The 25,505-nt window shown below is 75.3% G+C and carries 27 protein-coding genes; 13 read left to right on the forward strand and 14 right to left on the reverse strand.

Going from position 1 to position 25,505, the window contains the following annotated elements; all coding sequences use genetic code 11:
• Positions 1-47: 47 nt before the first annotated feature.
• From pdxR to I4I82_RS22225, 3 genes are read left to right on the forward strand one after another with little or no spacing between them, the layout of a single operon-like run.
• A complete protein-coding gene (pdxR, locus tag I4I82_RS22215) occupies positions 48-1,487 on the forward strand; it encodes a MocR-like pyridoxine biosynthesis transcription factor PdxR (protein ID WP_218595985.1) in 1,440 nt (479 codons plus the stop codon).
• On the forward strand, positions 1,474-2,064 hold the full coding sequence (locus tag I4I82_RS22220) for a YdeI/OmpD-associated family protein (protein WP_218589242.1): 591 nt from the start codon (positions 1,474-1,476) through the stop codon (positions 2,062-2,064). The genes pdxR and I4I82_RS22220 overlap by 14 nt, the downstream gene beginning before the upstream one ends.
• On the forward strand, positions 2,061-2,561 hold the full coding sequence (locus I4I82_RS22225; RefSeq protein ID WP_218589243.1) for a macro domain-containing protein: 501 nt from the start codon (positions 2,061-2,063) through the stop codon (positions 2,559-2,561). The genes I4I82_RS22220 and I4I82_RS22225 overlap by 4 nt, the downstream gene beginning before the upstream one ends.
• Here I4I82_RS22225 and pruA read toward each other — a convergent pair whose 3' ends face one another.
• Positions 2,562-4,181, reverse strand: coding sequence for an L-glutamate gamma-semialdehyde dehydrogenase (gene pruA, locus I4I82_RS22230; protein WP_218589244.1), 1,620 nt, complete (start codon positions 4,179-4,181; stop codon positions 2,562-2,564).
• Between the two features lie 131 nt (positions 4,182-4,312).
• On the opposite strand from pruA, the gene I4I82_RS22235 reads away from it, so the two are divergent.
• The 3 genes from I4I82_RS22235 (at position 4,313) to I4I82_RS22245 (ending at position 7,754) form a co-directional block, all read left to right on the forward strand.
• Positions 4,313-5,572, forward strand: a complete 1,260-nt coding sequence (locus I4I82_RS22235) for a cation:proton antiporter domain-containing protein (RefSeq protein ID WP_226370188.1) — start codon at positions 4,313-4,315, stop codon at positions 5,570-5,572.
• 61 nt (positions 5,573-5,633) lie between these two features.
• Positions 5,634-6,020 (forward strand): DUF6394 family protein, encoded by a 387-nt coding sequence (locus I4I82_RS22240; RefSeq protein ID WP_218589245.1) that lies wholly within the window; start codon positions 5,634-5,636, stop codon positions 6,018-6,020.
• Between the two features lie 33 nt (positions 6,021-6,053).
• On the forward strand, positions 6,054-7,754 hold the full coding sequence (locus I4I82_RS22245; RefSeq protein WP_218589246.1) for an NAD-binding protein: 1,701 nt from the start codon (positions 6,054-6,056) through the stop codon (positions 7,752-7,754).
• 429 nt (positions 7,755-8,183) lie between these two features.
• Here the strand turns inward: I4I82_RS22245 and I4I82_RS22250 are convergent, their stop codons facing one another.
• Positions 8,184-9,821, reverse strand: coding sequence for a PucR family transcriptional regulator (locus I4I82_RS22250; RefSeq protein ID WP_218589247.1), 1,638 nt, complete (start codon positions 9,819-9,821; stop codon positions 8,184-8,186).
• Between the two features lie 83 nt (positions 9,822-9,904).
• Here I4I82_RS22250 and I4I82_RS22255 point away from each other — a divergent pair, with 83 nt between their 5' ends.
• Positions 9,905-10,831 carry a proline dehydrogenase family protein gene (locus I4I82_RS22255; RefSeq protein ID WP_218589248.1) on the forward strand — a complete coding sequence of 309 codons (927 nt, stop codon included), beginning with the start codon at positions 9,905-9,907 and terminating at the stop codon, positions 10,829-10,831.
• Between the two features lie 593 nt (positions 10,832-11,424).
• Here I4I82_RS22255 and I4I82_RS22260 read toward each other — a convergent pair.
• Positions 11,425-11,862: a TIGR03618 family F420-dependent PPOX class oxidoreductase gene (locus I4I82_RS22260; protein ID WP_218589249.1), complete on the reverse strand. Its 438-nt coding sequence runs from the start codon at positions 11,860-11,862 to the stop codon at positions 11,425-11,427.
• Positions 11,863-12,067: 205 nt separating this feature from the next.
• On the opposite strand from I4I82_RS22260, the gene I4I82_RS22265 reads away from it, so the two are divergent.
• The gene (locus I4I82_RS22265) at positions 12,068-12,238 is read left to right on the forward strand and encodes a hypothetical protein (RefSeq protein WP_218589250.1); all 171 of its coding nucleotides are present in this window, start codon (positions 12,068-12,070) and stop codon (positions 12,236-12,238) included.
• Positions 12,239-12,270: 32 nt separating this feature from the next.
• On the forward strand, positions 12,271-12,450 hold the full coding sequence (locus I4I82_RS22270) for a hypothetical protein (RefSeq protein ID WP_218589251.1): 180 nt from the start codon (positions 12,271-12,273) through the stop codon (positions 12,448-12,450).
• Between the two features lie 22 nt (positions 12,451-12,472).
• On the opposite strand, the gene I4I82_RS22275 is transcribed toward I4I82_RS22270, so the two are convergent.
• From I4I82_RS22275 to I4I82_RS22295, 5 genes are all read right to left on the reverse strand, one after another.
• Positions 12,473-12,880, reverse strand: coding sequence for a four-helix bundle copper-binding protein (locus I4I82_RS22275; RefSeq protein WP_218589252.1), 408 nt, complete (start codon positions 12,878-12,880; stop codon positions 12,473-12,475).
• Positions 12,877-13,503 (reverse strand): isochorismatase family protein, encoded by a 627-nt coding sequence (locus I4I82_RS22280; protein WP_218589253.1) that lies wholly within the window; start codon positions 13,501-13,503, stop codon positions 12,877-12,879. The genes I4I82_RS22275 and I4I82_RS22280 overlap by 4 nt, the downstream gene beginning before the upstream one ends.
• Before the next feature lie 61 nt (positions 13,504-13,564).
• The gene (locus I4I82_RS22285) at positions 13,565-15,421 is read right to left on the reverse strand and encodes a hydantoinase B/oxoprolinase family protein (protein ID WP_218589254.1); all 1,857 of its coding nucleotides are present in this window, start codon (positions 15,419-15,421) and stop codon (positions 13,565-13,567) included.
• A 1-nt stretch (position 15,422) separates the two neighbouring features.
• Complete coding sequence (locus tag I4I82_RS22290; RefSeq protein WP_218589255.1) at positions 15,423-17,456, reverse strand: hydantoinase/oxoprolinase family protein; 2,034 nt, start codon at positions 17,454-17,456, stop codon at positions 15,423-15,425.
• A gap of 70 nt (positions 17,457-17,526) precedes the next feature.
• Positions 17,527-18,186 (reverse strand): GntR family transcriptional regulator, encoded by a 660-nt coding sequence (locus tag I4I82_RS22295; protein WP_218589256.1) that lies wholly within the window; start codon positions 18,184-18,186, stop codon positions 17,527-17,529.
• Positions 18,187-18,265: 79 nt separating this feature from the next.
• On the opposite strand from I4I82_RS22295, the gene I4I82_RS22300 reads away from it, so the two are divergent.
• A complete protein-coding gene (locus tag I4I82_RS22300; RefSeq protein WP_218589257.1) occupies positions 18,266-19,159 on the forward strand; it encodes an isocitrate lyase/PEP mutase family protein in 894 nt (297 codons plus the stop codon).
• Here I4I82_RS22300 and I4I82_RS22305 read toward each other — a convergent pair.
• Complete coding sequence (locus tag I4I82_RS22305; RefSeq protein WP_218589258.1) at positions 19,110-19,403, reverse strand: hypothetical protein; 294 nt, start codon at positions 19,401-19,403, stop codon at positions 19,110-19,112. The two genes, I4I82_RS22300 and I4I82_RS22305, sit on opposite strands and share 50 nt — an antisense overlap.
• Before the next feature lies 1 nt (position 19,404).
• On the reverse strand, positions 19,405-19,839 hold the full coding sequence (locus tag I4I82_RS22310) for a hypothetical protein (RefSeq protein WP_218589259.1): 435 nt from the start codon (positions 19,837-19,839) through the stop codon (positions 19,405-19,407).
• Between the two features lie 61 nt (positions 19,840-19,900).
• On the opposite strand from I4I82_RS22310, the gene I4I82_RS22315 reads away from it, so the two are divergent.
• Entirely contained in the window at positions 19,901-20,356 is a 456-nt protein-coding gene (locus tag I4I82_RS22315; RefSeq protein WP_218589260.1) for a MarR family winged helix-turn-helix transcriptional regulator, read from the forward strand.
• On the forward strand, positions 20,353-21,462 hold the full coding sequence (locus tag I4I82_RS22320) for a D-alanine--D-alanine ligase family protein (RefSeq protein WP_218589261.1): 1,110 nt from the start codon (positions 20,353-20,355) through the stop codon (positions 21,460-21,462). Before I4I82_RS22315 ends, I4I82_RS22320 begins: the two co-directional genes overlap by 4 nt.
• Here the strand turns inward: I4I82_RS22320 and I4I82_RS22325 are convergent.
• From I4I82_RS22325 to I4I82_RS22335, 3 genes are read right to left on the reverse strand one after another with little or no spacing between them, the layout of a single operon-like run.
• A complete protein-coding gene (locus I4I82_RS22325; RefSeq protein ID WP_172167494.1) occupies positions 21,459-22,121 on the reverse strand; it encodes a metal-dependent transcriptional regulator in 663 nt (220 codons plus the stop codon). The genes I4I82_RS22320 and I4I82_RS22325 overlap by 4 nt on opposite strands.
• A gap of 20 nt (positions 22,122-22,141) precedes the next feature.
• Positions 22,142-22,702 (reverse strand): DUF3515 domain-containing protein, encoded by a 561-nt coding sequence (locus I4I82_RS22330; RefSeq protein ID WP_226370189.1) that lies wholly within the window; start codon positions 22,700-22,702, stop codon positions 22,142-22,144.
• A 13-nt stretch (positions 22,703-22,715) separates the two neighbouring features.
• Entirely contained in the window at positions 22,716-22,955 is a 240-nt protein-coding gene (locus I4I82_RS22335; RefSeq protein ID WP_172167490.1) for an Lrp/AsnC ligand binding domain-containing protein, read from the reverse strand.
• A 95-nt stretch (positions 22,956-23,050) separates the two neighbouring features.
• Here I4I82_RS22335 and I4I82_RS22340 point away from each other — a divergent pair, with 95 nt between their 5' ends.
• Positions 23,051-24,025 (forward strand): thiamine-phosphate kinase, encoded by a 975-nt coding sequence (locus tag I4I82_RS22340; protein ID WP_218595986.1) that lies wholly within the window; start codon positions 23,051-23,053, stop codon positions 24,023-24,025.
• A gap of 97 nt (positions 24,026-24,122) precedes the next feature.
• Here I4I82_RS22340 and I4I82_RS22345 read toward each other — a convergent pair whose 3' ends face one another.
• Positions 24,123-25,460: a thiamine pyrophosphate-binding protein gene (locus I4I82_RS22345; RefSeq protein WP_218595987.1), complete on the reverse strand. Its 1,338-nt coding sequence runs from the start codon at positions 25,458-25,460 to the stop codon at positions 24,123-24,125.
• Positions 25,461-25,505: the final 45 nt, after the last annotated feature.

The following is a 25,505-nucleotide window of genomic DNA, read 5'->3' on the forward strand; positions in this document are numbered from 1 at the left end:
GTGGCATCCTCGAAGGGCCACTGCGCCCCTACTCCGGAAGGCCACTCGTGCCGCTGCCCCCGATCGTCCTGGACCGCGCCGGGGAGCACCCGCTCTCGGTGCAGCTCGCCGACGCGCTGCGGGCGGCGACGGCCGACGGGGTGCTGCGCACGGGCGACCGGCTGCCCTCGACGCGGGAGCTGGCCGTGACGCTCGGGGTGAGCCGGACGGTGACGGCGGGGGCGTACGACCAGCTGCTGGCCGAGGGGTGGGTGGGGGCGCGGCGGGGGAGCGGGACGTACGTGGAGCAGGTGCCGCCGGGGGCCGCTCGTGCGGGTGCGGGGGCCGGGCCGAGTTGCAGGAAAGCCACGTTCCCGCCACCAGAGGGCAGGAACGTGGCTTTCCTGAACCCGGGCGGGGCGGGCGCGCTCGTCGACCTCTCCGCCGGCTCCCCCTGCCTCGACGCCCTCGACCCCGCCGCCTGGCGCCGGGCCTGGCGCGCCGCCGCCGACGGCCCCGCCGACGCCGGGCCCGACCCGGTCGGCATGCCGGCGTTCCGGGCTGCGGTCGTCGAGCACCTGCTCCGCCACCGCGGCCTGCCCGCCGACCCCGCCACCGTGCTCGTCACGTCGGGCAGCTCCGCGGCCGTGGCGGAGCTCGCGCGCACCTTCCCGCCCGGGTCGCGGGTGGCGGTGGAGGAGCCGGGGTACCGGCGGGCGGTGTCGGCGCTGCGGGCGGCCGGGCTGGTCGTCGTACCGGTGCCGGTGGACGCCGCCGGGCTCGTCGTCGACGCCGTGCCGCCCGGCGTCGTCGCCGTGTACTGCACGCCCGCCCACCAGTACCCGCTCGGCGTGCGGCTCTCCGCCGCGCGGCGGGTCGCGCTGGTGGAGCGGGCGCGTGCCGAGGGGTTCCTCGTCGTCGAGGACGACTACGACGGCGAGCTGCGCTACGACGTCGCCCCGCTCCCGCTGCTCGCCGCGCTCGGCCCGGACGTCGTCGCGCACCTCGGCACGGTGAGCAAGCTGCTCACCCCGACCCTGGGCGTCGGGTGGCTGGTGGCGCCGCCCGCCGTCGTCGGCGCCGTGCTGGCGCAGCGCGAGGCGACCGGGATGCGGCCCGCCCGCGCCGGGCAGCGCGTGTTCGTGGCCCTCGCCGCGCACGGCGACCTCGCCCGGCACCTGCGACGGCTGCGGCGCGAGCTGGCCGGCCGGCGGGCCGACGTCGTGGCGGCGCTGGCGGGCGTGGGCGTCGCGGTCACCGGGGACGAGGCGGGTGGGCACGTCGTCGCCCTGCTCCCCGGTCCGGACGCCGAGCGCCGGGCGATCGCCGATGCCGCGGCCGGGGGCATCCACCTCGACGGGCTGGGCCGCCACCACGTCGGCGAGCCCGCCACCAGCGGGATCGTGCTCGGCTACGCCGGGCCGCCGGGTGCGGGTCTGCGCCGGGCGCTCCCGGTCGCGGCATCGGCCTTGCGGGCGGCGCTAGGTTGCGGGGATGGCCGAGGATGAGCGCGTCGAGCCGCGGTCGCTCGACGAGTGGCGCGCCTGGCTGACCGAGCACCACACCCGCCCGCGCGGGGTCTGGCTCGTCACCTGGCGCACCGGCACGAGCGGGCCGCAGATCGGCTACGAGCAGACCGTGGAGCAGGCGCTGTGCTTCGGTTGGATCGACAGCACGGCCCGCAGGCTCGACGACGAGCGCCGCATGCTGTGGTTCGCCCCGCGCAAGAAGGGCAGCGGCTGGGCGCGCACGAACAAGGCGCGCATCGAGCGGCTCACCGCCGCCGGCCTGATGACGCCCGCGGGTACGGCGCTGATCGACGCGGCGAAGGCAGACGGCTCGTGGACGCTGCTCGACGACGTCGAGGACCTGGTCGTCCCCGACGACCTCGCCGCCGCGCTCGCCGCGCGCCCGCCCGCCGCGGAGCACTGGGCCGCGTTCCCGCCCTCGGCGCGGCGCGCCCTGCTCGGCTGGATCGTCATGGCCAAGCGCCCGGAGACGCGGGCGAAGCGGATCGCCGAGACCGCGGCGGCCGCCGCGGAGAACCGGCGCGCCAACGAGTGGACCCCGAAGGAGCGGACGTGACCCTCACCCTGCACCGCGGCGACATCACCACCGACACGGAGGTCGACGCGCTCGTCACCGCGGCCAACAGCGGCCTGCGCGGGGGAGGGGGCGTCGACGGCGCGATCCACCGCGCCGCCGGGCCCGCGCTGCTCGCGGAGTGCCGGCGGACCGGCGGCTGCGCCGTCGGCGACGCCGTGATCACCGGCGCGGGGGACCTGCCCGTGCGCCACGTCATCCACACCGTCGGGCCGGTCTGGTCGGGCGGCGGGCACGGCGAGCCCGAGCTGCTCGCGTCGGCCCACCGGCGGACCGTGGAGGTCGCCGCCGCGCACGGCTGCGCTCGTATCGCGCTGCCCGCGATCAGCTGCGGCGTCTACGGCTACCCCGTCGAGCAGGCCGCCGCGATCGCCGTCGCGAGCACGCGGGAGGCGATGGCCGCGCACCCGGAGGTCGTCGAGGCCCGGTTCTGGCTCTTCGACGAGCGCACGTACGCGGCCTTCTCCGCGGTGCTGTAGTCAGCCCTGGTGCGGGTACCGGACGGCCGTCGGGGCCACCGAGGTCTCCTTGATCGTCCGCGGGCTCGTCCAGCGCAGCAGGTTGTAGACCGAGCCCGCCTTGTCGTTGGTGCCGCTCGCGCGCCCGCCGCCGAAGGGCTGCTGGCCGACGACGGCGCCGGTGGGCTTGTCGTTGACGTAGAAGTTGCCCGCGGCGAACCGCAGCGACTCCGACGCCCGCGCGACGGCGGCCCGGTCGCGCGCGACCACCGCGCCGGTGAGGCCGTACGGGGCGCCCTCGTCGACCTGCTCGAGCACGGTCTCGAAGTCGCCGTCGTCGTAGACGTGGACGGCGAGCAGTGGCCCGAAGAACTCGGTGCGGAACACCTCGTGCGTGGGGTCGGAGCCGACGACGACCGTGGGGCGGACGAAGTAGCCGACGCGGTCGTCGGAGGTGCCGCCGGCGAGCACGTGCAGCTCGGTCTGCGCGCGCTGCTGGGCGGCGGTCACCTTGTCGAAGCTGCGGCGGTCGATGACCGCGCCCATGAAGTTCGAGAAGTCGCCGACGTCGCCCATGGTCAGGGCGTTGACCTCGTCGGCCAGGTCGTCGCGCAGCCGGGACCAGACGCTGGCGGGCACGAACGCGCGCGAGGCCGCGGAGCACTTCTGGCCCTGGTACTCGAACGCGCCGCGGACCAGCGCGGTGCGCAGGACGTCGACGTCGGCGCTCGCGTGGGCCAGCACGAAGTCCTTGCCGCCGGTCTCGCCGACCAGGCGCGGGTAGCTGCGGTAGCCGGAGATGTTCGCGCCGACCTGCCCCCACAGGTGCTGGAACGTGGCCGAGCTGCCGGTGAAGTGGATGCCGGCCAGGTGCGGGTCGGTGAGCAGCACCTCCGAGACGTCCCGGCCGTCGCCGGTGAGCAGGTTGACGACGCCGGGCGGCATCCCCGCCTCCTCCAGCAGCCGCATCGTCAGGTGCGCTGCGAGGCCCTGCGTGGGCGACGGCTTCCAGATCACCGTGTTGCCCATGAGCGCGGGCGCGGTGGGGAGGTTGCCGGCGATCGCGGTGAAGTTGAAGGGCGTGATGGCGTAGACGAAGCCCTCGAGCGGGCGGTAGTCCATGCGGTTCCACACGCCCGGTGAGCTCTGCGGCTGGTTGTCGTGGATCTCGCGGGCGAAGGCGACGTTGAAGCGCCAGAAGTCGGCCAGCTCGCACGCGGCGTCGATCTCGGCCTGGTAGCAGGTCTTGGACTGGCCCAGCATCGTCGCGGCGTTGAGGCGGTCGCGCCACGGCCCGGACAACAGGTCCGCGGCCTTGAGCAGGACGGCGGCCCGCTCGTCGAAGGGGAGGTCGCGCCAGGCCGGGGCCGCGCGCAGGGCCGCCTCGACGGCGCCCTTCGCGTCCTCGCGGGTGGCGTTGCCGCCGGTGCCGAGCACGTGGGCGTGATCGTGCGGCGCGACCACGTCGAACGGTGCGCCACCGGCGAGGTGCTGCTCGCCGCCGATGGTGACGGTCAGCTCGTGGTGGCGGCCGCCGAGCTCGGCCAGCGCGGCCTGCAGCGAGGCCCGCTCCGGGCTGCCGGGGGCGTAGTCGCGGACCGGCTCGTTGCGCGGCGCCGGGGTGCGGGTCAAGGCGTCCATGGAGCGAGCGTAGGAAGGCAGGCGGATCGGAGTCTCGTCCGATCGGACAGGGTCGTCTGGTTCCGGTCGTCGGATCGCACTAGCGTGTGGCGGGTTTGGCCGCGGGCACTCCTACCCGTCACCACCCACTCGTGAACGGACCCGCCGTGGACCTGCTCGACCTGTCGTTCGCGCTCGTGGGCGTCGGCGCCCTCTCGGCCGGGCTGCTGCCCCGGCTGCTCGCCGGCCGACCGCTGTCGCTGCCGATCGTGTTCCTGGGGCTCGGGGCGCTGGTCTTCGCGGTCGTGCCCCCCCTGCCCGATCCCGACCCGCTCGCGCACCCCGACATCGCCGAGCACCTCACCGAGATCGGCGTGATCGTGGCGCTGATGGGGGCGGGGCTGAAGCTGGACCGCAAGATCGGCTGGCGCTCGTGGTCGTCGACGTGGCGGCTGCTCGGCATCGGGATGCCGCTGATGATCGTCGCGACCTCGCTGCTGGGCTGGTGGGCGCTGGGCCTGGCCCCGGCCGCGGCGCTGCTGTTCGGCTCCGCGCTCGCGCCCACCGACCCGGTGCTGGCCTCGGACGTGCAGGTGGGCGAGCCGAACACCGACACCGAGGACGGCGAGGACGAGGTCCGCTTCGCGCTCACCTCCGAGGCCGGTCTCAACGACGCGCTCGCGTTCCCCTTCGTCTACGCCGCGATCGCGATCGCGCTGGCCGGGGCGGGCACGGTCGGCTGGGTCGGCGGCTGGGTCCTGCACGACGTCGTCATCAAGATCGCCGTCGGGGTCGTCGGTGGCGTGCTGGTCGGGCGGGGGCTGGGGGCGCTGTTCTTCCGGCCGCAGTCGGAGCAGCTGCAGCTGGCGTCGCACGCCGAGGGGTTCGTCGCGCTCGCCGCGACCTTCCTCGCCTACGGGCTCACCGAGGTCGCCGGGGGCTACGGCTTCCTCGCGGTGTTCGTCTGCGCCCGCTCCATCCGCGCCACCGAGCGCTCGCACGAGTACCACCAGGTGCTGCACGACTTCGTCGAGCAGATCGAGCGGCTGCTCACCGTCCTGCTGCTGGTCCTGTTCGGCGGCGCGATCGTGCGGGGGCTGCTCGGGCCGCTGACGTGGCAGATGGTCGCCGTCGGGCTGGTGCTCGTGCTGCTTGTCCGGCCGCTGACGTCGTGGGTCGCGCTGCGCGGGGGGCCGGGGTCGCCCCAGGAGCGCACGGCGATCGCGGTGTTCGGCATCCGCGGGATCGGGTCGTTCTACTACCTCGCCTACGCGACGGCGAAGGCGCCGTTCGACGAGGCGGACCAGCTGTGGGCCGCGGTCGGCTTCGTGGTGGTGGTGTCGGTGCTCGTGCACGGGATCGTCGCGACACCGGTGATGGCGCGGCTGGACCGCAGGCGGGAAGTCGCGTGATCGGGCGCCGCGGCGCCGGTCGCGTTACGGTCCGCGCGTCGGACGGGGGACGGGGAGCGCGATGAACCTCGAGAAGGTGGTCTTCGGCTTCTTCGTGCTGCTCGCGGCCACCCTGAACTTCGGCTTCGTGCTCGGCGACCTCGACGACCCGGCCCACCACAACGTCTACGAGCTGTTCGCCGCGATCGTCGTCAGCCTGATCGCCACCGTGCTGAAGTTCGGCGACCGCACGCAGATGGGCGCGGTGCACCTGGCCACCAGCCTCGTCGCCGACCTGCAGCTCGTCGCCGCAGCGGTCGTCTGGGGCATCACGGTCAGCATCCCGGCGACCCCGCTCGATGCGGCGAGCACGACCGCCGTGGTGTCGCTGGCGGCGGGTGCGCTGCTCGCCAACGCGGTGTCGGTGATCCTGCTCGTGGCCGAGACGGTCTCGTTCCGCGGGCCCTGACGCCGTGAGCCCGCCGCCGTGAGGCCCCATGCCGTGAGCCACCCGCCGTCCGCCACCTTCTTCCTGGTCATGCGCCGGATGCGGGTCCCGCTGATCACGCTCGTCGTGATCTTCGCGATCGGGATGCTCGGGCTGACGCTCATCCCGGGGCAGGACGACCAGGGGCAGCCCTACCGGCTCGGCTTCCTCGACGCCTTCTACTTCATGAGCTACACCGCCTCGACGATCGGGTTCGGCGAGCTGCCCTACCCGTTCACCTACGCGCAGCGGCTCTGGGTGGCCGCGACGATCTTCCTGACCGTCGTCGGGTGGGCCTACGCGATCGGCTCGCTGCTCGCGCTGCTGCGCGACCGCAGCTTCCGCGCGGCGATCGCCCGTGCGCACCTCGCCCGCAAGGTGGCCCGGCTGCGCGAGCCGTTCCTGCTCCTCGCGGGCTACGGGCGCACCGGGGAGCTGCTCGGCCGCTCCTTCGACGCGCTGGGGCGGCGCTTCGTGGTGCTCGACATCGACCGCGATCGCATCGAGGGCCTCGACCTCGCCCCGTTCCGCGCCGACGTGCCCGGTCTCGTCGCCGACGCCCGGGACGCCGTCGCGCTCACCGTGGCGGGGCTGGAGCACCCGCGCTGCGCGGGCGTGCTGGCGCTGACCAACGACGACGAGGCCAACCTGACCGTCGTCATGGCCGCGGCGCTGCTGCGGCCCGACCTGCCGGTCGTCGCGCGGACGGCGGCGCCGCTGATCGCGGAGCGGATGCGGGCGTTCGGGGAGCCGACCGTCGTCGACGCGTTCGCGGCGTTCGGCCGGCACCTGCGCATCGCCCTGCGCGCCCCGGCGAGCTACCAGCTCACGACGTGGCTGGAGAGGGGCCCGGGCGCGGAGCTCCCGCAGCGCGGCGAGCCGCCGCGCGAGGGGCGCTGGGTGGTCTGCGGCTACGGCCGGTTCGGGCGCCGGCTCACCGAGGACCTGTCCGCCGAGGGGCTGGAGGTGACGACCGTCGAGCCGTCGCCGGACCCCGACGAGGACACCCCGGAGATCATCGGCGACGGATCGGACCCGAGGGTGCTGGCCCGCGCCGACCTCGGCAGCGCCGTCGGCCTGGTGGCCGCCACCGACAACGACGCGGCCAACCTCTCGCTCGTGGCCGCGGCCCGCCGGGCCAACCCGGACCTGTTCGTCGCCGCGCGCCAGAACCGCCCCGACGGGGCGCCGCTGTTCGCCGCGATGGGGGTGGACGCGCTGCTGGTGCCGACCGAGGTGGTGGCCCACGAGGTGTACGCGCAGCTCAGCACGCCGCTGCTCTACCGGTTCCTCGGCCTCGCGGCCGAGCACGACGACGCCTGGGCCGCCGAGCTCGTCGACCGGCTCACCGACCTGTGCGGGCGGCGGCTGCAGTCGATCTGGAAGTTCCGGCTCGACCGCGGGCGCGCCCCGGGCCTGCGTGCGCCGCTGGCCGCGGGCCGGGTCGTGCTGGGTGACCTGCTGCGCGACCCCGACGCCCGCGAGCGTCCGCTGCGCGCCGTCGTGCTGCTCGTGCTGCGCGACGGCGAGGCGATACCGGCGCCCGGCCCGGACCTGGCCCTGCGCCCCGACGACGAGCTGCTGCTCGTCGGGCGGGCGGTGGCCCGGCGGTCGCTGGACGTCACGCTCGTCGACGAGGCGGCGGCGACCTACGTGCTGACCGGCGACCGGGTGCCGTCGGGCTGGCTGTGGCGGCGCCTGACCCGGACCGGCTAGATGTGATCAGGACTGGACGCCGGCGGCGCCGTCGCGGAGTCGGGAGAGCAGTGCGAAGCACCATCCCGGCAGCCGTGTGCGCGATAGGGCGCGTCGTGCAGCGCTCGACCAGCCGGCTGTCCAGGCCGCCACCTCGCACGCTGGGTGGTGACCTCGCACAGCGTCGGCGGTGTGCGAGGTGCTCAGTGGGTGTGCGAGGTCGGCCGCCCGGCGGACTCAGAGGCCGGCGAGGACCGTGTCGAGCCGGTCGGGGCCTGGCCCTGGCGGTGGTGGCTGACGGCGCGCCGGGCTCCGCCGGCAGCGACCGGACCCGGTCCACGATCGCCTCGGTCCGCGGTGATCGCGACGTGGCGATCTCCCCGGCCTCGGTGTCGATCAGGCAGCCAGGCCCACGTACGGACGCTCTGCCGGCCCTCGTACGGTCCAGGTCTAGGAGCGGGCGGGCTGGGGACGAGTGGGCCGGGAACGGGCCGGCTGGGAGCGCGCCGCGCGCAGCAGGTGCAGGTGGTGCACCACCCGCGCGGCCGGGTCGCCCAGGCGCAGCCCCGCCACCTCCGACGCCCGGCGCAGCCGGTAGCGCAGCGTGTTGGGGTGCACGGTGAGGCGGGCGGCGGCCGCGCGGACGTCGCCGAGGGCGTCGAGCAGCGCCAGCACCGAGGCGGCGAGGTCGCTGCCGTGCGCGGCGTCGTGGGCGAGCAGGGCGGCCGCGGCGGGGTCGTGCAGGTCGCCGAGGCGGGCGAGGGCCTCGTCGAGCAGGATCTCCGCGCGCAGGTCGCCGATGGCGGCGACGTCGGCGTCGGCGGGCATCGCGTCGAGCACACGGTCGGCGTCGGCGCGGGAGGCGGGCACCCCGGCCAGCCCCGCGACGCCCGACCCGATGCCGGCCCGCACCCGGCCGCCGCCGGCGCGCCGCCCGGTGATCGCGACGACCTCCGCGCACATCGCGTGCAGCGCGGGCGGCACGCCGTCGGCGTCGACGGCGGGGAGGTCGACGGCGGGCAGCACGGCGTACACGCGCGCACCCACCGGCGCGGTCAGCGCGCCCCGGCGGAACGTGGCGGCGTGCACCGACACGACCTCGGCCAGCTCCGCGGCCCCCAGCTCGGCGACGCCCGGCTCCGCGGCCCCGGTGCCCACGGCGAACCCGACGACCACCGCGGGCTCGGCGGTGTCGAGCCCGAACGTGGCGGCCACCAGGTCGGCGCCGACGCGCCCCTCCAGCAGTCCGGTGACGACGTCGCGGCTCCAGCGTGCGCCGGGCGACTGCTGCGACCGCCGCCGGATCAGGTGCCCCGCGGCCACCCGCGCCGCGCCGAGGAGCACCGACTCGGCCCGCTCGGCGAACGGTGTCGCGCCCTCCTGGACCCAGATCGTGCCGAGCTGGCGCTGCCCCGCGTGGACGCCGACGGCGAGGCGGCGGCGGATGCCCAGCTCGGCGTGCTCGTCGACGCGGACGACCTCCTCGCCCGCGCGCAGGCGGTCGAACACGCCCCAGCCGCGCAGGGTCGCGAGGTAGTCGGCGGGTCCGTGCCAGCCCAGGATCGACCGGCGGCGCAGCTCGTCGGGCGAGGTCGAGTCCGACCGGGAGTAGGCCAGCACGCGGCTCGCGGTGTCCTCGATGCTGACCAGGCCGCCGGTGAGCCGCCCGACCGTCTGGGCGAGGGAGTAGAGGTCGCCCGCGTCGTCGGCCTCGGCGGGCGGGCCGTCGTCCACGACGCCGTGGACGAGCGCCTCCAGGTGGTCCCAGCGGACGTCGGCGCGCACCGCCAGCAGCGCGACGCCGGCGTCGGCGGCGGCCGCGCACAGCTCCTCGTCGCCTCCCGTCCCGGCGGACTTCACGGCCACCGCGACGGCCCCGCGCCGGGCCGCGGCGCGCAGCGGGCGGACCGCGTCGCGGCCCCGGGCGCCGATGACGAGCACCAGGCGGCCGGGGTGGTCGGCCGGGTCGTCGTCGGGGTCGAGGATGGCGGTGCCGGAGACCGGGACGTCGAGTCCGGCCGGGGCGACCCGGACCTCCGCCAGCGGCTCCCCGATGGCGGCGAGCACCTGCGCCAGCGTCGATTCCATCGTCGGATCGTACGGCCGGAGCGCCGTTTCGTTGTCCGTCGCGACGAACCGGGCGGGGTGTGACCCGCTTAACGTTCCGGCCCATGCTGAGGTCCGCCCAGAGAACGGCACTGCTGGCGGCGTCCCGGTCCGGGGCGCTGCGCACGCTCGCCGAGAACACCGCACTGCTGCGCCCGGTCGTCGACCGGTTCGTCGCGGGGACGACCGTCGACGAGGTGGTGGCGGTGGCCCGCGACCTCACCTCCGACCGCTGCGTCACCGTCGACCACCTCGGCGAGGACACCACCGACCGCGCCCGCGCGGAGGCGAACGTCGACGCCTACCGGACACTGCTGCGCCGCCTGGGCGAGGACGGGCTCGCCCCGCGCGTCGAGGTGTCGGTGAAGCTCTCGGCGCTCGGCCAGGCCCTGCCCGGCGCCGACGCGGAGAAGATCGCGCTCGACCACGCGCAGCAGGTCTGCGAGGCCGCGCACGCCGTCGGCACGACCGTCACCGTCGACATGGAGGACCACACGACGACCGACTCCACGCTGGGGATCGTGCGCGACCTGCGCGTCGACCACCCGTGGGTCGGCGCCGTCGTGCAGGCCGGGCTGCGCCGCACCGAGGGCGACTGCCGCGACCTCGCGGGGCCGGGCTCGCGCGTGCGCCTGTGCAAGGGCGCCTACGACGAACCGGCGTCGGTGGCGTTCCGCGACCGGCACGAGGTCGACCGGTCCTACGTCCGCTGCCTGCAGGTCCTCATGGCCGGCGAGGGACTGCCGATGGTGGCCACGCACGACCCGGTGCTCATCGACATCGCCCGGCACCTCGGGCGCGACCGGCCCCACGAGATCCAGATGCTGCACGGCGTCCGCCCCCGCGAGCAGCAGGCGCTCGCGACGGCGGGGGAGACCGTCCGGGTCTACCTCCCGTACGGCACCGAGTGGTACGGCTACTTCGTCCGGCGCCTGGCCGAGCGCCCCGCCAACCTGGCGTTCTTCGCCCGGTCCCTGCTCACGAGAGGCTGACCCCGACGACGAGTCCGCTGCTGCGTCGCACACCCGTCGGCGAGGGTCGGGTCCGAGGCGAACGGCGGGCTGGCGGGCGCTGGGCCGGGCCGCTCCGCCCGCCGTTGCGGCCGGTGGGCGAAGAACCATCTCTCCTTGGTCGGCGGCCCGCCGTGCGTGCCTGTCGTCATGATCGTCAGGAGTGGTGCGGGAGGGTCATCCGTGACCGCCCTGCACCACTCCTGGTGATCTTGGCAGAGTTCAGGCGGCGGCGAGGCGGGCGAGGACCTTGCGCCGGGGTGTTCGGCCGGGGCCGATCCACCCCGGTGGCCGTGTAGGTGCGCCGTGTTCACGGTGGTGGATGTGGTGGATCTCGGACCAGGAGGGTGGGCGGTCGCAGCCGGGGTGGGCGCAGCCGCGGTCCCTGGCGGTGACGGCGCGGCGGAGGCCGTCGGGGATGGTGCGCGTGGCGCGGCCGACGTCGAGGGGTTGTCCGGCACCGTTCATGGGGCAGGGCGACCGCGGCGACGGCGTTGCCGAGCAGCGACAGGGCACCGGCGAGCAGGTAGCGGGTGAGCACGGGCGGAGCGTGCGGCCCTGACGCTGCGTCAGGGTCAGGCGTTGCCGTAGGTCCGGCGCGGCGTCACGAGGACGGCGACGCGGCCTTCCTCGAGCATCGTGCGGTCGTAGGCGTCCCAGTCGTCGTGGGTGCCGCCGGCGGCGGTGAAGACCGCGCGCAGCAGCAGGCGCAGCTCCCCGGCGTCGATGTCGCCGTCGTCGGGGCCGAGCAGCTCGCAGTCGCCGTCGACGGCGGCCCAGCGCCAGCCCGCCCGCCAGCACAGCGACGTGGCCGGACGGGCGCGCAGGGCGCGCAGCTTGACCGGCCCGTAGGTCACGTACGCGACGACGGGCCCGCCGGTGCGGGGGTGGTCGAGCACCCCGGCGTTGACGAGCGAGCTGTGCGGGGTGCCGTCGGCGCGGACCACGGCGACGCTCGCCAGCCCGCTCTCCTGCGCGACGATCCGGCGGACGGCGGCGAGGTCGACGGGCATGCGGCGACGCTACAACAGCGGGAGCACGCGGACCCGGGGCTGGGCCATCAGGGGGTGCCACCGCGGCGTTCGGCACAACCGGGGGGCGGCGCCTGGGCCGAACGGTGCACTCCGCGTCACGGTTCGGCCGCGACGGCAGCGGGCCGGCCGCGCTGCCCCGATCCTGGCGCGGACCAGCTCCCTCACCACCCCCCGGAGGTTCCCCGTGGTCGCCATCGCCGCCGCGGTCCTGTTCGGACTCGCGCTCCTGTTCCAGCTCGCCGGCATCTCCGTCCCGGTGCTCACCGCCGACGTCCTCATCACGGCGGGCCTGCTCTGCGTGGCCCTGCACCTCGCGGGCATCGGCACGACCCGCCGCGCCCGCTCGCGCCGCTGACCCCCGCCGCTCCCCTCACCGGAAGGACCACCATGGTCGCCGCCGTCGCCGCCGTGCTCTTCGGACTCGCCCTGCTCTTCCAGCTCACCGGCTTCGCCCTGTCCGTGATCACCGCGGAGGTGCTCGTCACCGCCGGGCTGCTGTGCGTCGCGCTGCACCTGGCCGGCGTGGGCAACACGGTGCAGGTGCGCAGCTACCGGCGGCGCCGCTGAGCACAGCTCCCGACGGGCGCGCCTACGACGCGGCGTCGAGCAGCGCGCGGCACGCCCGCTCGCAGCGGCGGCACGCCTCGGCGCACACGCGGCAGTGCTCCATCCCGGCGTCGCCGTGGGTGGAGCACTCGTCGCCGCAGCGGCGGCACGCGGTGGCGCAGGCCTCCAGCACCGCCCGCGTCACCTGCGCGTCGTAGGCGGTCTGACGACTGAGCACCCGCGAGGTGGCCGTGCAGACGTCGGCGCAGTCGAGGTCCAGGCGGATGCACGCCACCATCGCGGCGACGTCGGACTCGGACAGGCAGGCGTCGGCGCAGGCCGTGCAGGTCTGGGCGCACTCGACGCAGGCCGCGATGGCCTCGGCGAGGGCGTCGCGGTTGAAGTCGAAGTGGGCGGGGGTGGTGTCGAGCATCTCGGCGGCGCGTGTCATGCCCCCGGGCTACCCGCTCCCAGCCGGTCCAGTGCCGCGTCGAGGTCCTCGACGTCGGCGTACTTGGCGTCGAGGTCGGCGAGGTTGTGCGCGTGCAGGTCCGGTGTCCGGTCGGCGCAGGCCTGGCGCACGACGTGCGGGCGGAAGCCGTGGTGCAGCGCGTCGGTCGCGGTGGCGCGCACGCAGCCCGACGTCGACACCCCGGCGATCACCAGGGTGTCGACGCCGAGCGCGTGCAGCGTCGGCGCGAGCGAGGTGCCGGCGAACCCGCTCGCGTACTGCTTGACGACGACCGGCTCGCCCGGGGCGGGGTCGAGCACGAGCCCGCCCCACCCGCCGTCGGCGCCCTCGGCGAACGCGGCCAGCGCCGGGACCTTGCGCACGAACAGCCCACCGTCGGCCAGGTCGCGGTCGTAGCGCACGACCGTCCAGACCACCGGCAGCCCCGCGGCCCGCGCGGCGTCGACCAGGGCGGCCGTGGCCGCGACGGCCGGGCCTGCGTCGGGCAGCAGGAACGGCCCGCCCGGCTCGGTGTAGGCGCGCACGAGGTCGATGACCAGGACGGCGGGCCGGGCGCCCCAGCCGACGCGCCCGGAGAACGCCGTCCCGTGCGGCCCGCTCATGCGGCTGCGCCGCTCGTGAGTGGCAACCAGGGCCAGGGCCCTGGTAGCCACTCACGGGCTGTCAGCTCCACACCGGCTGCTTCGGCGCGGGGAGGCCGGTCTCGGCCTCGCAGTTCGCCAGGATCTCCGCCATCGGCGGCCCCATGTCGAACACCGGCAGCTCCGCCGGCCGCGACTCCCGCATCTGCGCCCGCAGCGCCGCCGTCGCGTCGGCGTCGCCGATGACCACGCCGTAGCGCCGCGCGCCCTCCTCGGTGACCAGCCCGCGCCGCACCTCGAGCTCGACGAGCCCGGGGTCGCGCTCCAGCGGGTCGCCCCAGCCACCCCCGCCCCACGTCACGAAGTGCAGGACGTCGCCGGGGGAGACCGGCACGTCGTGGCACTTGCTCGGCAGCACCTCGCGCGAGCCGCCGGGCCGCTCCAGCCATTTCGTCCCGCGCGCGCCCGGCGCCCCGCCGTTGACGCCCCACGGATAGGTCAGCCAGCGGTCGTCGTGGATCGCGATGGTGCCCGGCTCCTCGAACACGTACGCCACGTCGACGCCGTTGCCGCCTCGGTGCAGGCCCGCGCCGCCGGTGTCGGAGACGGTCTCCCACTTCTCGATCCGCAGCGGGTAGTAGGACTCCAGGTACTCGCACGGGATGTTGACGAAGCTCGGCCACAGCGAGTGCCCGTCCGGTCCGTCGCCCAGCGGACGCCCGGGGATCCCGCCGAAGCCGATCGAGTACAGCTGGAACCACTCGCCCTTGCGCTCACCCGTGGAGTAGTTGCCCGAGTACATGAAGTGCGGCGACGACGAGAAGCCGGCCGCGTTGAGCAGTGCCGGGTTGGTCTGCCCGAGCAGGCCGCCGAACAGGTCGAACACGCGCCCGATGCCGTGGTTGCGCCCGTTGAGCGAGGCCGGGTGCTTGGGCTTCCAGTACGAGCCGTCGGGGATCGTGACGTCGACGAGCGGGTAGAAGCCGTCGTTCCAGAGGATCTGCGGGTCGGCCACGGTGATCATGTAGATCCCGAAGAACATCCGTGTCAGGTTCTCGTTGATGTAGTAGTTGATCGGCCCCGCGGCCTGGGGCGAGCTGCCGGTGAAGTCCAGGTGCACCTTCTCGCCGGTGCGGGTGAGCGACAGCTTCAGCTCGTAGGGGCCGTTGCCGACGCCGTCGTCGCAGATGTAGTCGGTGAAGGAGAGCGTGCGGCCCTCCTCGAACACCATCGACAGCAGCGCCTTCATGGCGTCGTAGTTGCGCTGCAGCAGGGCGTCGAGGGCGGAGAGGTAGACGTCGGTGCCGAAGCGGTCGCACATCTCCACGACCCGGCGCGACGCCGTGCGGCACGCCGCGACCAGACCGTTGAGGTCGGCGCGGTTCCAGTCGGGCATCCGCACCTGGTTGAGGATGATCCGCAGCGCGTCCTCGTTGAGCACGCCCTTCGAGTACAGCTTGAAGGGCGGGATGACCACGCCCTCCTCGTAGATCGTGCGGGCGTCGGTCGGCATGGAGCACGGCGTCTTGCCGCCGACGTCGGACATGTGCCCGAACATCGACGCCCAGCCGACGACCCGCCCGTCCTGGAAGATCGGCACGACGATCAGCCAGTCGTTGGCGTGGCTGATCGCGGCGCCGCAGGCGTACGGGTCGGACGTCAGCAGGACGTCGCCCTCCTCGACGGTGTCGTCGAAGCCGTCGAGGAAGTCGGGGATCGACAGGCCGAACTGCCCGACGACCATCTTCCCGGCCGGGTCGCCGATCAGCGGGAACTCGTCGTGCTGCTCCCGGATGCCGGGGGACAGGGCGGTGCGGAAGAGCACCTCGTCCATCTCGTAGCGGGCGTTGCGCAGACCGTTCTCGATGAGGTCGAGGACGACGGGGTCGACCTCGGTCTTCTCGACGGTGCCGGTCGCGGTCTCGACGATGCGCGCCATCTCAGGCTCCAACCGGGTAGATGAGCAGGCTTCCGGACGGGTGCACGGTCGCGGTGTGCGCCGGCAGGACGAGCGTCGTGGAATCCATCTCGACGACGATCGCGGGACCGGTGATCACGTCGCCCGCCCGGAGCGTCGTGCGGTCGTAGACGGCGGCGTCGACGGACCCGCCGGACACGTGCACGGGATGGGTGTCGACCGGGGTCGGCGGTCCCTCCGACGCCGGCAGGGTCACCGCGGCCACCGACGGGCGCGGGCCGGAGACGGTCGCGCGCGCGTTGACGAGCTCGTGGTCGGTGCCGAGCAGGAACGAGAACAGCCGCTCGTGCTCGCGGTCGAAGTCGGCGGCCAGCGCGGCGAGCGGGTCGCCGTCGAGCGAGGGCACCTCGATCGGGATCTCGAAGCCCTGGCCGTGGTAGCGGACGTCGACCTGGTAGGTGAAGGTCGGGTCGTCGACGCCCTGCTGCGCGAGCCGGGCGCTCGCCTCCGCCGCCAGCTCGGTGAGCACCGTCGCGAGCTCGCCGCCGGTGAGGTCGGCGAACCGGCGCAGCACCGTGCGCGCCGACTCCGCCCGCTTCGACGTCGTCGCGTCGCCCAGCGCGCACAGCACGCCGGGCGAGGGCGGCACGATCACCGGCCAGGCGCCGGTGAGGACGCCGAGCGCGTTGGCGTGCAGCGGGCCGGCGCCGCCGAAGGCGACGAGGGCGAAGTCGCGCGGGTCGAAGCCCTGCTGCACCGAGACGAGCCGCAGGCCGCCGAGCATGTTCTCGTTGACGATGTCGACGATCCCGGCCGCTGCGGCCTCGGGCGACTTGAGCCCCATCGCGTCGGCGACGCCCGCCACCGCGGTCCGGGCGGCGTCGACGTCGAGGGTGATCTCGCCCCCGGCCAGCGACGACGGCAGGTAGCCGAGCACGACGTTGGCGTCGGTGACGGTGGGCTCGGTGCCGCCCTTGCCGTACGCGGCGGGACCCGGGTCGGCGCCCGCGGACTGCGGGCCGACGCGCAGGGCTTTCGTCAGCTCGGGGACGTGGGCGATCGAGCCGCCGCCCGCGCCGACCGTGCGGACGTCGACGCTCGACGCCCGGACCGTCAGGTCGCCGACCTTGGTCTCGCGCCCGATCCGCGGGGTGAGGCCCTGGACCAGCGCGACGTCGGTGGACGTGCCGCCCATGTCGAAGGTGATGAGGTCGGTGAAGCCGCACTGCTCGGCCACCCACACCGCGCCGGTGACGCCGCCCGCCGGACCCGACAGCAGCATCGTGACCGGAGCGTCGATCGCCGCGTCGGCCGAGGAGAGCCCGCCGTCGCTGCGCAGGATCGCCAGCTCACCGGCGACGCCGCCCTCGGCGAGCTGCGTCGCCAGCGTGCGGACGTAGCGCTCCACCTGGGGCTGCACGTACCCGTTCGCCACGGTGGTGACGGTGCGCTCGTACTCGCGCAGCTCGGGAAGCACGTCGCTCGACAGGCTCACCGGCACCCCGGGGAGCACCTCGGCGGCGATCTCGGCGATCCGCCGTTCGTGCGCGGGGTCGGCGAAGGAGTTGATGAGCGAGACGGCCAGCGCCTCGATCCCGGTGAGCTTCGCGAGCTGGGTGCGGACGTCGTCCTCGTCGAGCGGACGGATGACCGCGCCGTCGCTGGCCAGGCGTTCGGACACCTCGACCGTGTTCTCCAGCGCCGCGAGCGGCTCCGGCTTGGGCCAGATGATCCAGCCGGCGAGCCCGCCCGGGACGTAGGAGCGCGCGATCTGCAGCACCTGCCGGAACCCCTGCGTCGTCACCAGCCCGACGGTCGCGCCCTTGCCCTCCAGGATCGCGTTGGTGGCGACCGTCGTTCCGTGCAGCACCTGGGAGACGTCGGAGAGCGAGATCCCGGCCTCGGCGCACACCTTCCCGATGCCGGTCAGCACGCCCACGGACTGGTCGGACGGCGTGGACGCGGTCTTCGCGCGCCACGTCGCCCCGCTGGTCTCCTCGACCAGCAGCACGTCGGTGAACGTGCCCCCGACGTCGACACCGAGCCGGTACGTCATCGGACTCCCTCGCTGCGCTCGGTCACCGATGACGACCGTCGCTGCGTCGATGATTCGCTCGCAAGCTCGCTCATGGTTCCTCCTGGGCGTGAGCGGCGCGGACCATCACGGCCCGGGCGTTGTGGATGTGTGCGGTCATGACGGCGCCCGCCCACGCCGGGTCGCCCGCCCGCACCGCGGCGACGATCTCGACGTGGTGGGCGAGGCTCCGGCGCAGCGACGCCTCGTCGTAGGCGTGGAAGTTGCGGAGCACGATCGGGGCCTTGACCGCGCCGGCCAGTGCCGCGGCCAGCGCGGGGTGCTCGGCCAGCGCGACGAGCCGGTCGTGGAAGGCGCGGTTGAGCGGCACGAGGGCGTCGAGGTCGTGGTCGGCGACCTCGACCATCCGCCGGGCGAGGTCGTCGAGCGCGTCGACGTCGGCGGGGCGCGCGTTCGGCACGGCGAGGGCGGTGAGCTGCGGCTCCAGCAGCGCGCGCAGCTCGAACACGCCCTCGAGCTCGGCGACGGTCCAGCTCGCGACGCGGGCGCCGCGGTTGGGCACCAGCTCGACCAGCCCCTCGGCCGCGAGCCGGCCCAGCGCCTCGCGGACGGGGGTTCGGCTGACGCCGAGCCGGTCGGCCAGCTCCGCCTCGCCCAGCCGGGTGCCCGCGGAGAGCTCGCCGCCGAGGATCAGCTCGCGCACGGCCGCGTGGGCCCGCACCGCTGACGTGCCCGGCGATGTCGCCGTCATGTGACCTCCCGCACCCAGATTGTGTGCAATCTAGGGACAAGTGGTGTCCAGGACAAGACGATGCGGTTACTTTGCATGCATGGGGAACCTGTTGTCGGGGCCGAGCGCCCCCCGTGCCCGTCTCCGCGAGCTGCTGGCCGCCCCCGGCCCGCTCGTCGCCCCGGGCGCCTACGACGCGCTGTCGGCCCGCCTCGTCGAGCAGGCGGGGTTCGACGTCGTCTACATGACGGGGTTCGGCACCACGGCCTCGCTCGTCGGGCGGCCGGACGTCGGGCTGCTCAGCGGCACCGAGATGGTCGACAACGCGCGGCGCATCGCCGCCGCCGTCGACGTCCCGGTGATCGCCGACGCCGACACCGGCTACGGCAACGCGATCAACGTCGTCCGCACGGTCCAGCTCTACGAGCAGGCCGGCGTCGCGGGCATCCACCTGGAGGACCAGGTGATGCCCAAGAAGTGCGGGCACATGAGCGGCAAGGCCGTGATCGGCGCCGAGGAGATGGCGGGCAAGATCCGCGCCGCCGTCGCCGCCCGCCGCGACCCCGACTTCCTGCTCATCGCGCGCACGGACTCCGCGGCCGTCGAGGGGCTGGACGCCGCGATCGCCCGCGCCCGCCGGTACGCCGAGGCGGGCGCCGACGTGCTGTTCGTCGAGGCCCCGACCAGCGAGGACGACATCGCTCGCGTCGCCGACGAGCTGAAGGGCGTCGCCCCGCTGGTGTTCAACTGGGCCGAGGGCGGACGGACGCCGCCGATCCCGCTGGACCGCATCGGCGAGCTGGGCTTCTCGCTCGTGCTCTACCCGATCGGCACGCTGCTCGCGGCCACGGCCGGCATCCGGTCGTTCCTGGAGGTGCTGCGCGCCGAGGGCACGCCCGTGTCGACGCTGCCCGACCTGCCGACGTTCGAGGGCTTCACCGACCTCATCGGCCTGCCCGAGGTCCACGACCTGGAGTCGCGCTTCCGCCCGTGACACCCTCCCGGCGCAGGCGGCGCAGGGCCAGCGCGCCGCCGACGCCCGGGACGAGCGCGAGCAGCCGGGCCGCGCGGGAGCCTCCGGGCACCAGCAGCACCGCACCGATGACGACGAGGTAGGCCGTGCCGTGCACCGGGCCGGTGACCGAGGTGACCGGGTCGAGGTGGACGGTGAGCCGGTTCGCCAGCAGCACGGCCAGAGACACCGCCTCCACGACGGCCGCGACGGCGAGCAGCCGCACCTCAGACGCCCGTCGTGGAGCCGGGGCGCACGATCATCAGCACCACGACGGCGGCCCACGTGAGCGCGAAGACGCCGGACGCCATCGCGAGGCGCGGGGACGCCGCCGTCGTGCCGTCGGCGTGCAGCGCGGCGACGACGCGGCTCTGGCCGGGGAGCACGACGAGCGCGAGCAGTGCCGCGGCGCCCGCGGTCAGCAGGATCGAGGCGATCAGCCAGGCGTCACCGAGCATGCCCATCGCCGCGCCGGTGGCCAGTCCGAACGCGGGCACCGACACGCCGAGCACGGCGTAGACGCGGCTGATCCGGTGCAGCGCGTCGACGACGGCCGTGTTCCCCTCCCGCGCGTAGCGGGGGAACAGGCTGGTGGCGACGGTGACGGGGCCGATGAACACGATCGCGGCGATCACGTGGACGGAGAGGAGGACAGCGGTCACAGGAAGACTTTAAGCCCGGCTGATAGCGGCGCGGAAGCGCGGCCCGGGGGAGGATCGTGCGATGGAGTCCGAGCGGGTGCCGCTGATGGCGTCGTCGTCGGTGCTGATGCTCGTCGGCGCAGGCCGCGTCCTGGCGCGGCGGGTGGAGTCGGAGCTGGCCGGGTTGGGGCTCACACTGCGGCACCTGGGGGCGCTCGGACACCTCGTGCACCGGCCCGACCTGTCCTACAGCGACCTGGCCCGGCGCGCCGGCGTCACCGCGCAGAGCATGCACGCCACCGTCCGCGGGCTGGAGGAGCTCGGGGCCGTGCGGCGCGCGCTGCCCGGGCAGGGACACCGGGCGCGCCTGGAGGTGACCGACCGGGGCCGCGAGCTGCTCGACCGGGTCCGCGCGTCGGCCGAGCGCCTCGACGCCGAACTCCTCGCCGATCTCACCGACGAGCAGCGCACCGCGCTGCGGGCCGCGCTGCGGTCCCTGGTCGTCCCGACGGGGCCGGGGCCTAGTCTCGCGCCATGACGGGACGCACCAGGGTGGCCGTGGTCTTCGGCGGGCGCAGCAGCGAGCACGCGATCTCCTGCGTGTCGGCGGGCAGCGTGCTGGGCCACGTCGACCGCGAGCGCTTCGAGATCGTCCCGGTCGGGATCACCCCCGACGGGGCCTGGGTCCTGGGCAGTGACGACCCCCGCGAGCTGGCGATCTCCGGCCGCGAGCTCCCCTCGGTCGACGGGTCCCGCACCGCGCTCGCCCTGCCCGGCGACCCCACCCGCGGCGGCATCGTCGTCCTCGACGCCGACCGCGCCGGCGAGGTGTTCTCCGGCGTCGACGTCGTGTTCCCGGTGCTGCACGGCCCCTACGGCGAGGACGGCACGATCCAGGGGCTGCTGGAGATGGCGGGCGTGCCCTACGTCGGCGCGGGCGTGCTGGCCAGCGCGGCGGGCATGGACAAGGAGTTCACCAAGAAGCTGCTCGCCGCCGACGGGCTGCCGATCGGCACCGTCGTCGTGCTCCGCCCGCACGTCGCGACGCTCACCGCCGACGAGCGCGAGCGCGTCGGGCTGCCGGCGTTCGTCAAGCCGGCCCGGGCCGGGTCGTCGGTCGGGATCACCCGCGTCACCGACTGGGCCGACCTCGACGCCGCGATCGCCACCGCCCGCGAGCACGACCCGAAGGTGCTGGTCGAGGCCGCGGTCGTCGGGCGGGAGATCGAGGTCGGGGTGCTGGAGTTCCCCGACGGCTCGGTCCGCGCGAGCGTGGCGGCGGAGATCCGCCTGGTGGGCGCTCGTGCAGATGGAACGACGGCGGAGTGGTATGACTTCGACGCCAAGTACCTCGACGACGTCTGCGAGTTCGACATCCCCGCCAAGCTCGACGACGAGGTGTCCGACCGCGTCCGCGAGATGGCGGTCGCCGCGTTCCGCGCGCTCGACGGCCAGGGCCTGGCCCGCGTCGACTTCTTCGTGGGGCCCGACGGCGAGCTCACCGTCAACGAGGTCAACACGATGCCCGGCTTCACCCCGATCTCGATGTTCCCGCGGGTCTGGGCCGTGACCGGGCTCGACTACCCGACGCTGCTCACCACACTGGTCGAGACGGCGCTCGCGCGCGGCACCGGGCTGCGCTAGACGACCACGTGGCCGTGCACGAGCCCGGTCAGCGCGGCCCCCAGCGCGTGCCGGTCGTCGCCCACGCGCACCCAGCGCGGCCCGCCGAACGGGGCCTGCTCCTCCACCGACAGCTCCGCGCCGGGGACGACGCCCAGGTCGCCGAGGTAGCGCAGGGCGGCGCTGTCGCGGTCGGACACGCGGTCGACGCAGAAGCGCGCGCCGGCAGGCACGTCGTCGAGCGGGGTGCCCCGGACCTCGACGTGCGGGCCGTCGCGCGGCGGGATCGGGTCGCCGTGGGGGTCGTGGGTGGGGTGGCCGAGCGCGGCGTCGATGCGCTCCTCGAGCCGGTCGGACAGCGCGTGCTCCAGGAGCTCGGCCTCCTCGTGCACCTCGTCCCACGGGACGTCGAGGACGCGGGCGAGGAAGGTCTCCAGCAGCCGGTGGCGGCGCACGACCCGCAGCGCGGCGCGCTCGCCCTCGGGCGTCAGCGCGACGGTGCGGTGGTCGGGCCGGTCGAGCAGCGCACCGTCCTCGAGCCGCTTGAGCATGGCCGACACCGACGGCGAGGACACGCCCAGCTCCGTGGCCAGCGTGCTGGTGGTGACGGGTCCGCCGAGATGGGCGAGGTTGTAGATCGCCTTGAGGTAGTCCTCGGTGGCCCGGGACATCGTCACCATGCACCGAGGGTAGAACGCCCCTACCTGACGGCCACCGGGGTGGCGGGGAGTGTGTCGCGCACCACGTCGGACACGGCCTGCAGCGGGCCGCTCCCGGCGTCGACCGGCGTGGTCAGGACGACGTAGACGGGCCGGTCGACGGCCACGTACGTGACGACGACGGGCTCGGGCACGCCGTCGTCGAGCTCCAGCCACTGCACGCCGTCGATCTCGAGCAGCGCGGACGTGGGCGTGAGCTCCTGCGGGCGGGGCAGCCCGCAGCGCAGCACGACCGGGCGGGGCGCGGCGGCCCAGGCGCGGACGCCGTCGGGCGCGGGGTCGGCGAGCGCGCGGACGGGCAGGGTGGAGTCGCCCGCGGGGAGGTCGCCGTCGAGGCGGGCGAGCAGCGCGGTGCACTCCGGGCCGGTGGCGTCGGGGGCGTCGACGGGGGGAGTCGCCAGCGGCGTGGTGTCGGGAGCGGGCGCGGCGGGCTCGGAGGAGCGGGCCGTGAGCCCGATGCCCGCCACCACCACGGCGAGGAGCAGCGGCAGCGCGATCGCGATCAGGACCGGCAGCGGCGGGCGTCGGGTGGGGGCGGGCACGTCGGTGACCCCCTCAGGAGGGGAGGTGGACCACCGGGCAGGTCAGCGTGCGGGTGATCCCGTTGACGCCCTGCACCTGCGCGACGACGAGCTGCCCGAGGAGGTCGACATCGTCGGCCTCCGCGCGCACGATGACGTCGTAGGGCCCGGTGACGTCCTCCGCCGAGATCACCCCGGTGATCCCGGCGATCGCGGAGGCCACGGCCGCGGCCTTCCCGACCTCGGTCTGGACCAAGATGTACGCCTGCACCACGTCGTGCCCCTTCCACTGCGTTGTTTCGTTCTGGCTGATCACGCCCGGACCGCCCGTGGGGAGGTCGGACGCCGAACGTACCGGAGGAGACCCCGTTGCCCACACCGTCGACCCCCGCGGAGAAGAAGATCACCCTCGCCGCACTCGGTGAGTTCGGCCTGATCTCCAGCGTGACGGCCGGACGGACGCAGCCCGCGTCGACGCTGCTGGGGCCCGGCGACGACGCCGCGGTCGTCGCGGCGCCCGACGGGCGGGTCGTGGCGTGCACCGACGTCCTGGTCGAGGGCGTGCACTTCCGGTTCGACTGGTCCTCGCCCGAGCAGGTCGGCCGCAAGGCCGCCGCGGCGAACCTGGCGGACGTCGCGGCGATGGGGGCGGTGCCGACGGCGCTGCTCGTCGGGCTGGCCTGCCCGGCCGACACCGACGTGCCCGTGCTGCAGGCCATCACCGACGGGCTGTGGGCCGAGGCGGCCGCCGCCGGGGCCGGCGTCGTCGGCGGGGACGTGGCGGCGTCGTCGCAGCTGGTTCTGTCGGTCACGGCGCTGGGGTCGCTGGAGGGCCGCCCGCCGGTGACGCGCGGCGGGGCCCGGCCCGGTGACGTCGTGGCGGTGGCCGGGCGCCTGGGGTGGGCGGCGGCCGGGTGGGCGGTGCTGGCGCGGGGGTTCCGGTCGCCGGTGGCGGTCGTCGGGGCGCACCGGGTGCCGGAGCCGCCGTACGCGGCCGGTCCGCAGGCCGCGCGCGCCGGGGCGACGTCGATGATCGACGTCTCCGACGGGCTGCTCGCCGACCTCGGGCACGTGGCCGGGGCGTCGGGGGTCGTCATCGACGTGCGGTCGTCGGTGTTCTCCGTGGCGGGCCGGCTGGCCGACGTCGGGCAGGCGCTGGGCGTCGACCCGGTGCACTGGATCCTGACCGGCGGGGAGGACCACGCCCTCGTCGCCACGTTCCCCTCCGGCGCCCCGGAGGGGTGGACGGTGATCGGCTCCGTGTCGGCGGGGGAGCCCGCCGTGCTCGTCGACGGGCGGCCCTACGAGGGCGGTCCGGCCGGCTGGGAGCACTTCTCGCCCTGATCCCCGGGCCCGGGTGCAGCGCCCGCGCTCCAGCCGACGACCTCCGCACGGGGCACGAGCGTGCGTCAGCTCACCCGATCCGGCAGGACGGGAGCGCTCAGCCCAGGCGGATCACCGTGGGGCGGTCGGCCTCCCAGGCGTCGAGGAGCAGGTCGGGGAGGTCGTCGGGCTCGTCGGCGCGGACCTCGAGGGCGCGGACGTCGTGCGGCGTCCGGCCGTCGGAGCGCCCGTCGTCGCTGCCGTCGCGGACCACCACCACGGGCAGCGCCAGCCCGAGCCCGACCGCCGTCGCGAGCTCGTCGGAGGCGCACGCGAGCGCGCCCGTGCCGAGCAGCACGACCACCGGCCGCGCGGGCCGGACCATCGACGCGCCGACGGCCGCGGGCAGCCCGCCCGGGCAGAACAGGCGCGGGGCGGGGACCGGGAAGAAGTGCACCGAGCCCAGGCGCGACACCGGGGTGGCGCCGCCGACGAGCACCCCGTGGGCGGGCAGGGCCTCGCGCAGGACGTCGTTGACGAGCTCGAACGCGCGGCCGTCCGCGCGCGCCTGCTCCCGGCACTCCGAGCGCAGCGCCGCCGCCCGGACCACGCCGATCCCCGATCCCCAGCGGGGCCGGGCCGCGCGCCGCGCGGCGACGGTGGCGGCCGCGTCGCCGAGCAGGCCGACCCCGCCGGGCGGGAGCCGGTCGGCGTCGACGTCGATCCCGATCACCGGCACGCCGTCGGGGCAGGCGAACCCGCTGCCGACCACGAGGACGACGTCGCTGTCGGCGGCCGCGCCGGCCACCGCGGGCAGGCGGACCGAGGCGCCGGCGGACAGCGGGTGCCCGTCGTCGACGACGCCCTTGCCGCTCGTCGTGCTGACGACGGGCGCGCCGAGGGCCTGCACCAGCGCGGTCAGCTCGCCGGCCGCGCCGGCCGCCCCGGCACCGACGACGACCAGCGGTTTCTCGGCGGCGCGCAGCAGGTCGGCGGCCCGGGCGACCGCGTCGGGGTCGGCGACGGGCGGGGTCGCGGTCGTGGCGGCGGGCGCGCGGCCGTCCCACGCGCCGTCCAGGACGCCGGGGGCCACGTCGACCGCGACGCTCCGCAGCCGGCCCCCGCGCATCGCGGTGAGGGCGTCGGCGACAGCGGCGGCGGTCTCGTCGGCGCTGCGGGGCGGGCCGTCGCCGCGGGCGGTGAGGACGAGCAGTGTCCCGGTGCCGCCCGCCGGGCCCGGCCCGGTCGCCAGCAGCACGCCGGGGCGCCCGCCCACGCGCGCGTAGGCCGCGGCGGCCCGGTGGGCCGCGTCGTCGTCGGGGAGGGCGACCACGGCCACCCCGGCGTCGGTCAGCGGGCGGTGGAGCGGGTGACCGGGGGCGCCGAAGGCGGTGTCGACGCCGTGCGCGGCGAGCGTCTCGGCGACCGCGGTGGCTCCCGTGCGCAGCACGTTCATGCGACGACCTTGCCCGCCCGGGGCGCCCGCCGCCTACGGGCGGGC

It is taken from the genome of Pseudonocardia oceani, from assembly GCF_019263585.2.
GTDB classification, from domain to species: domain Bacteria; phylum Actinomycetota; class Actinomycetes; order Mycobacteriales; family Pseudonocardiaceae; genus Pseudonocardia; species Pseudonocardia oceani.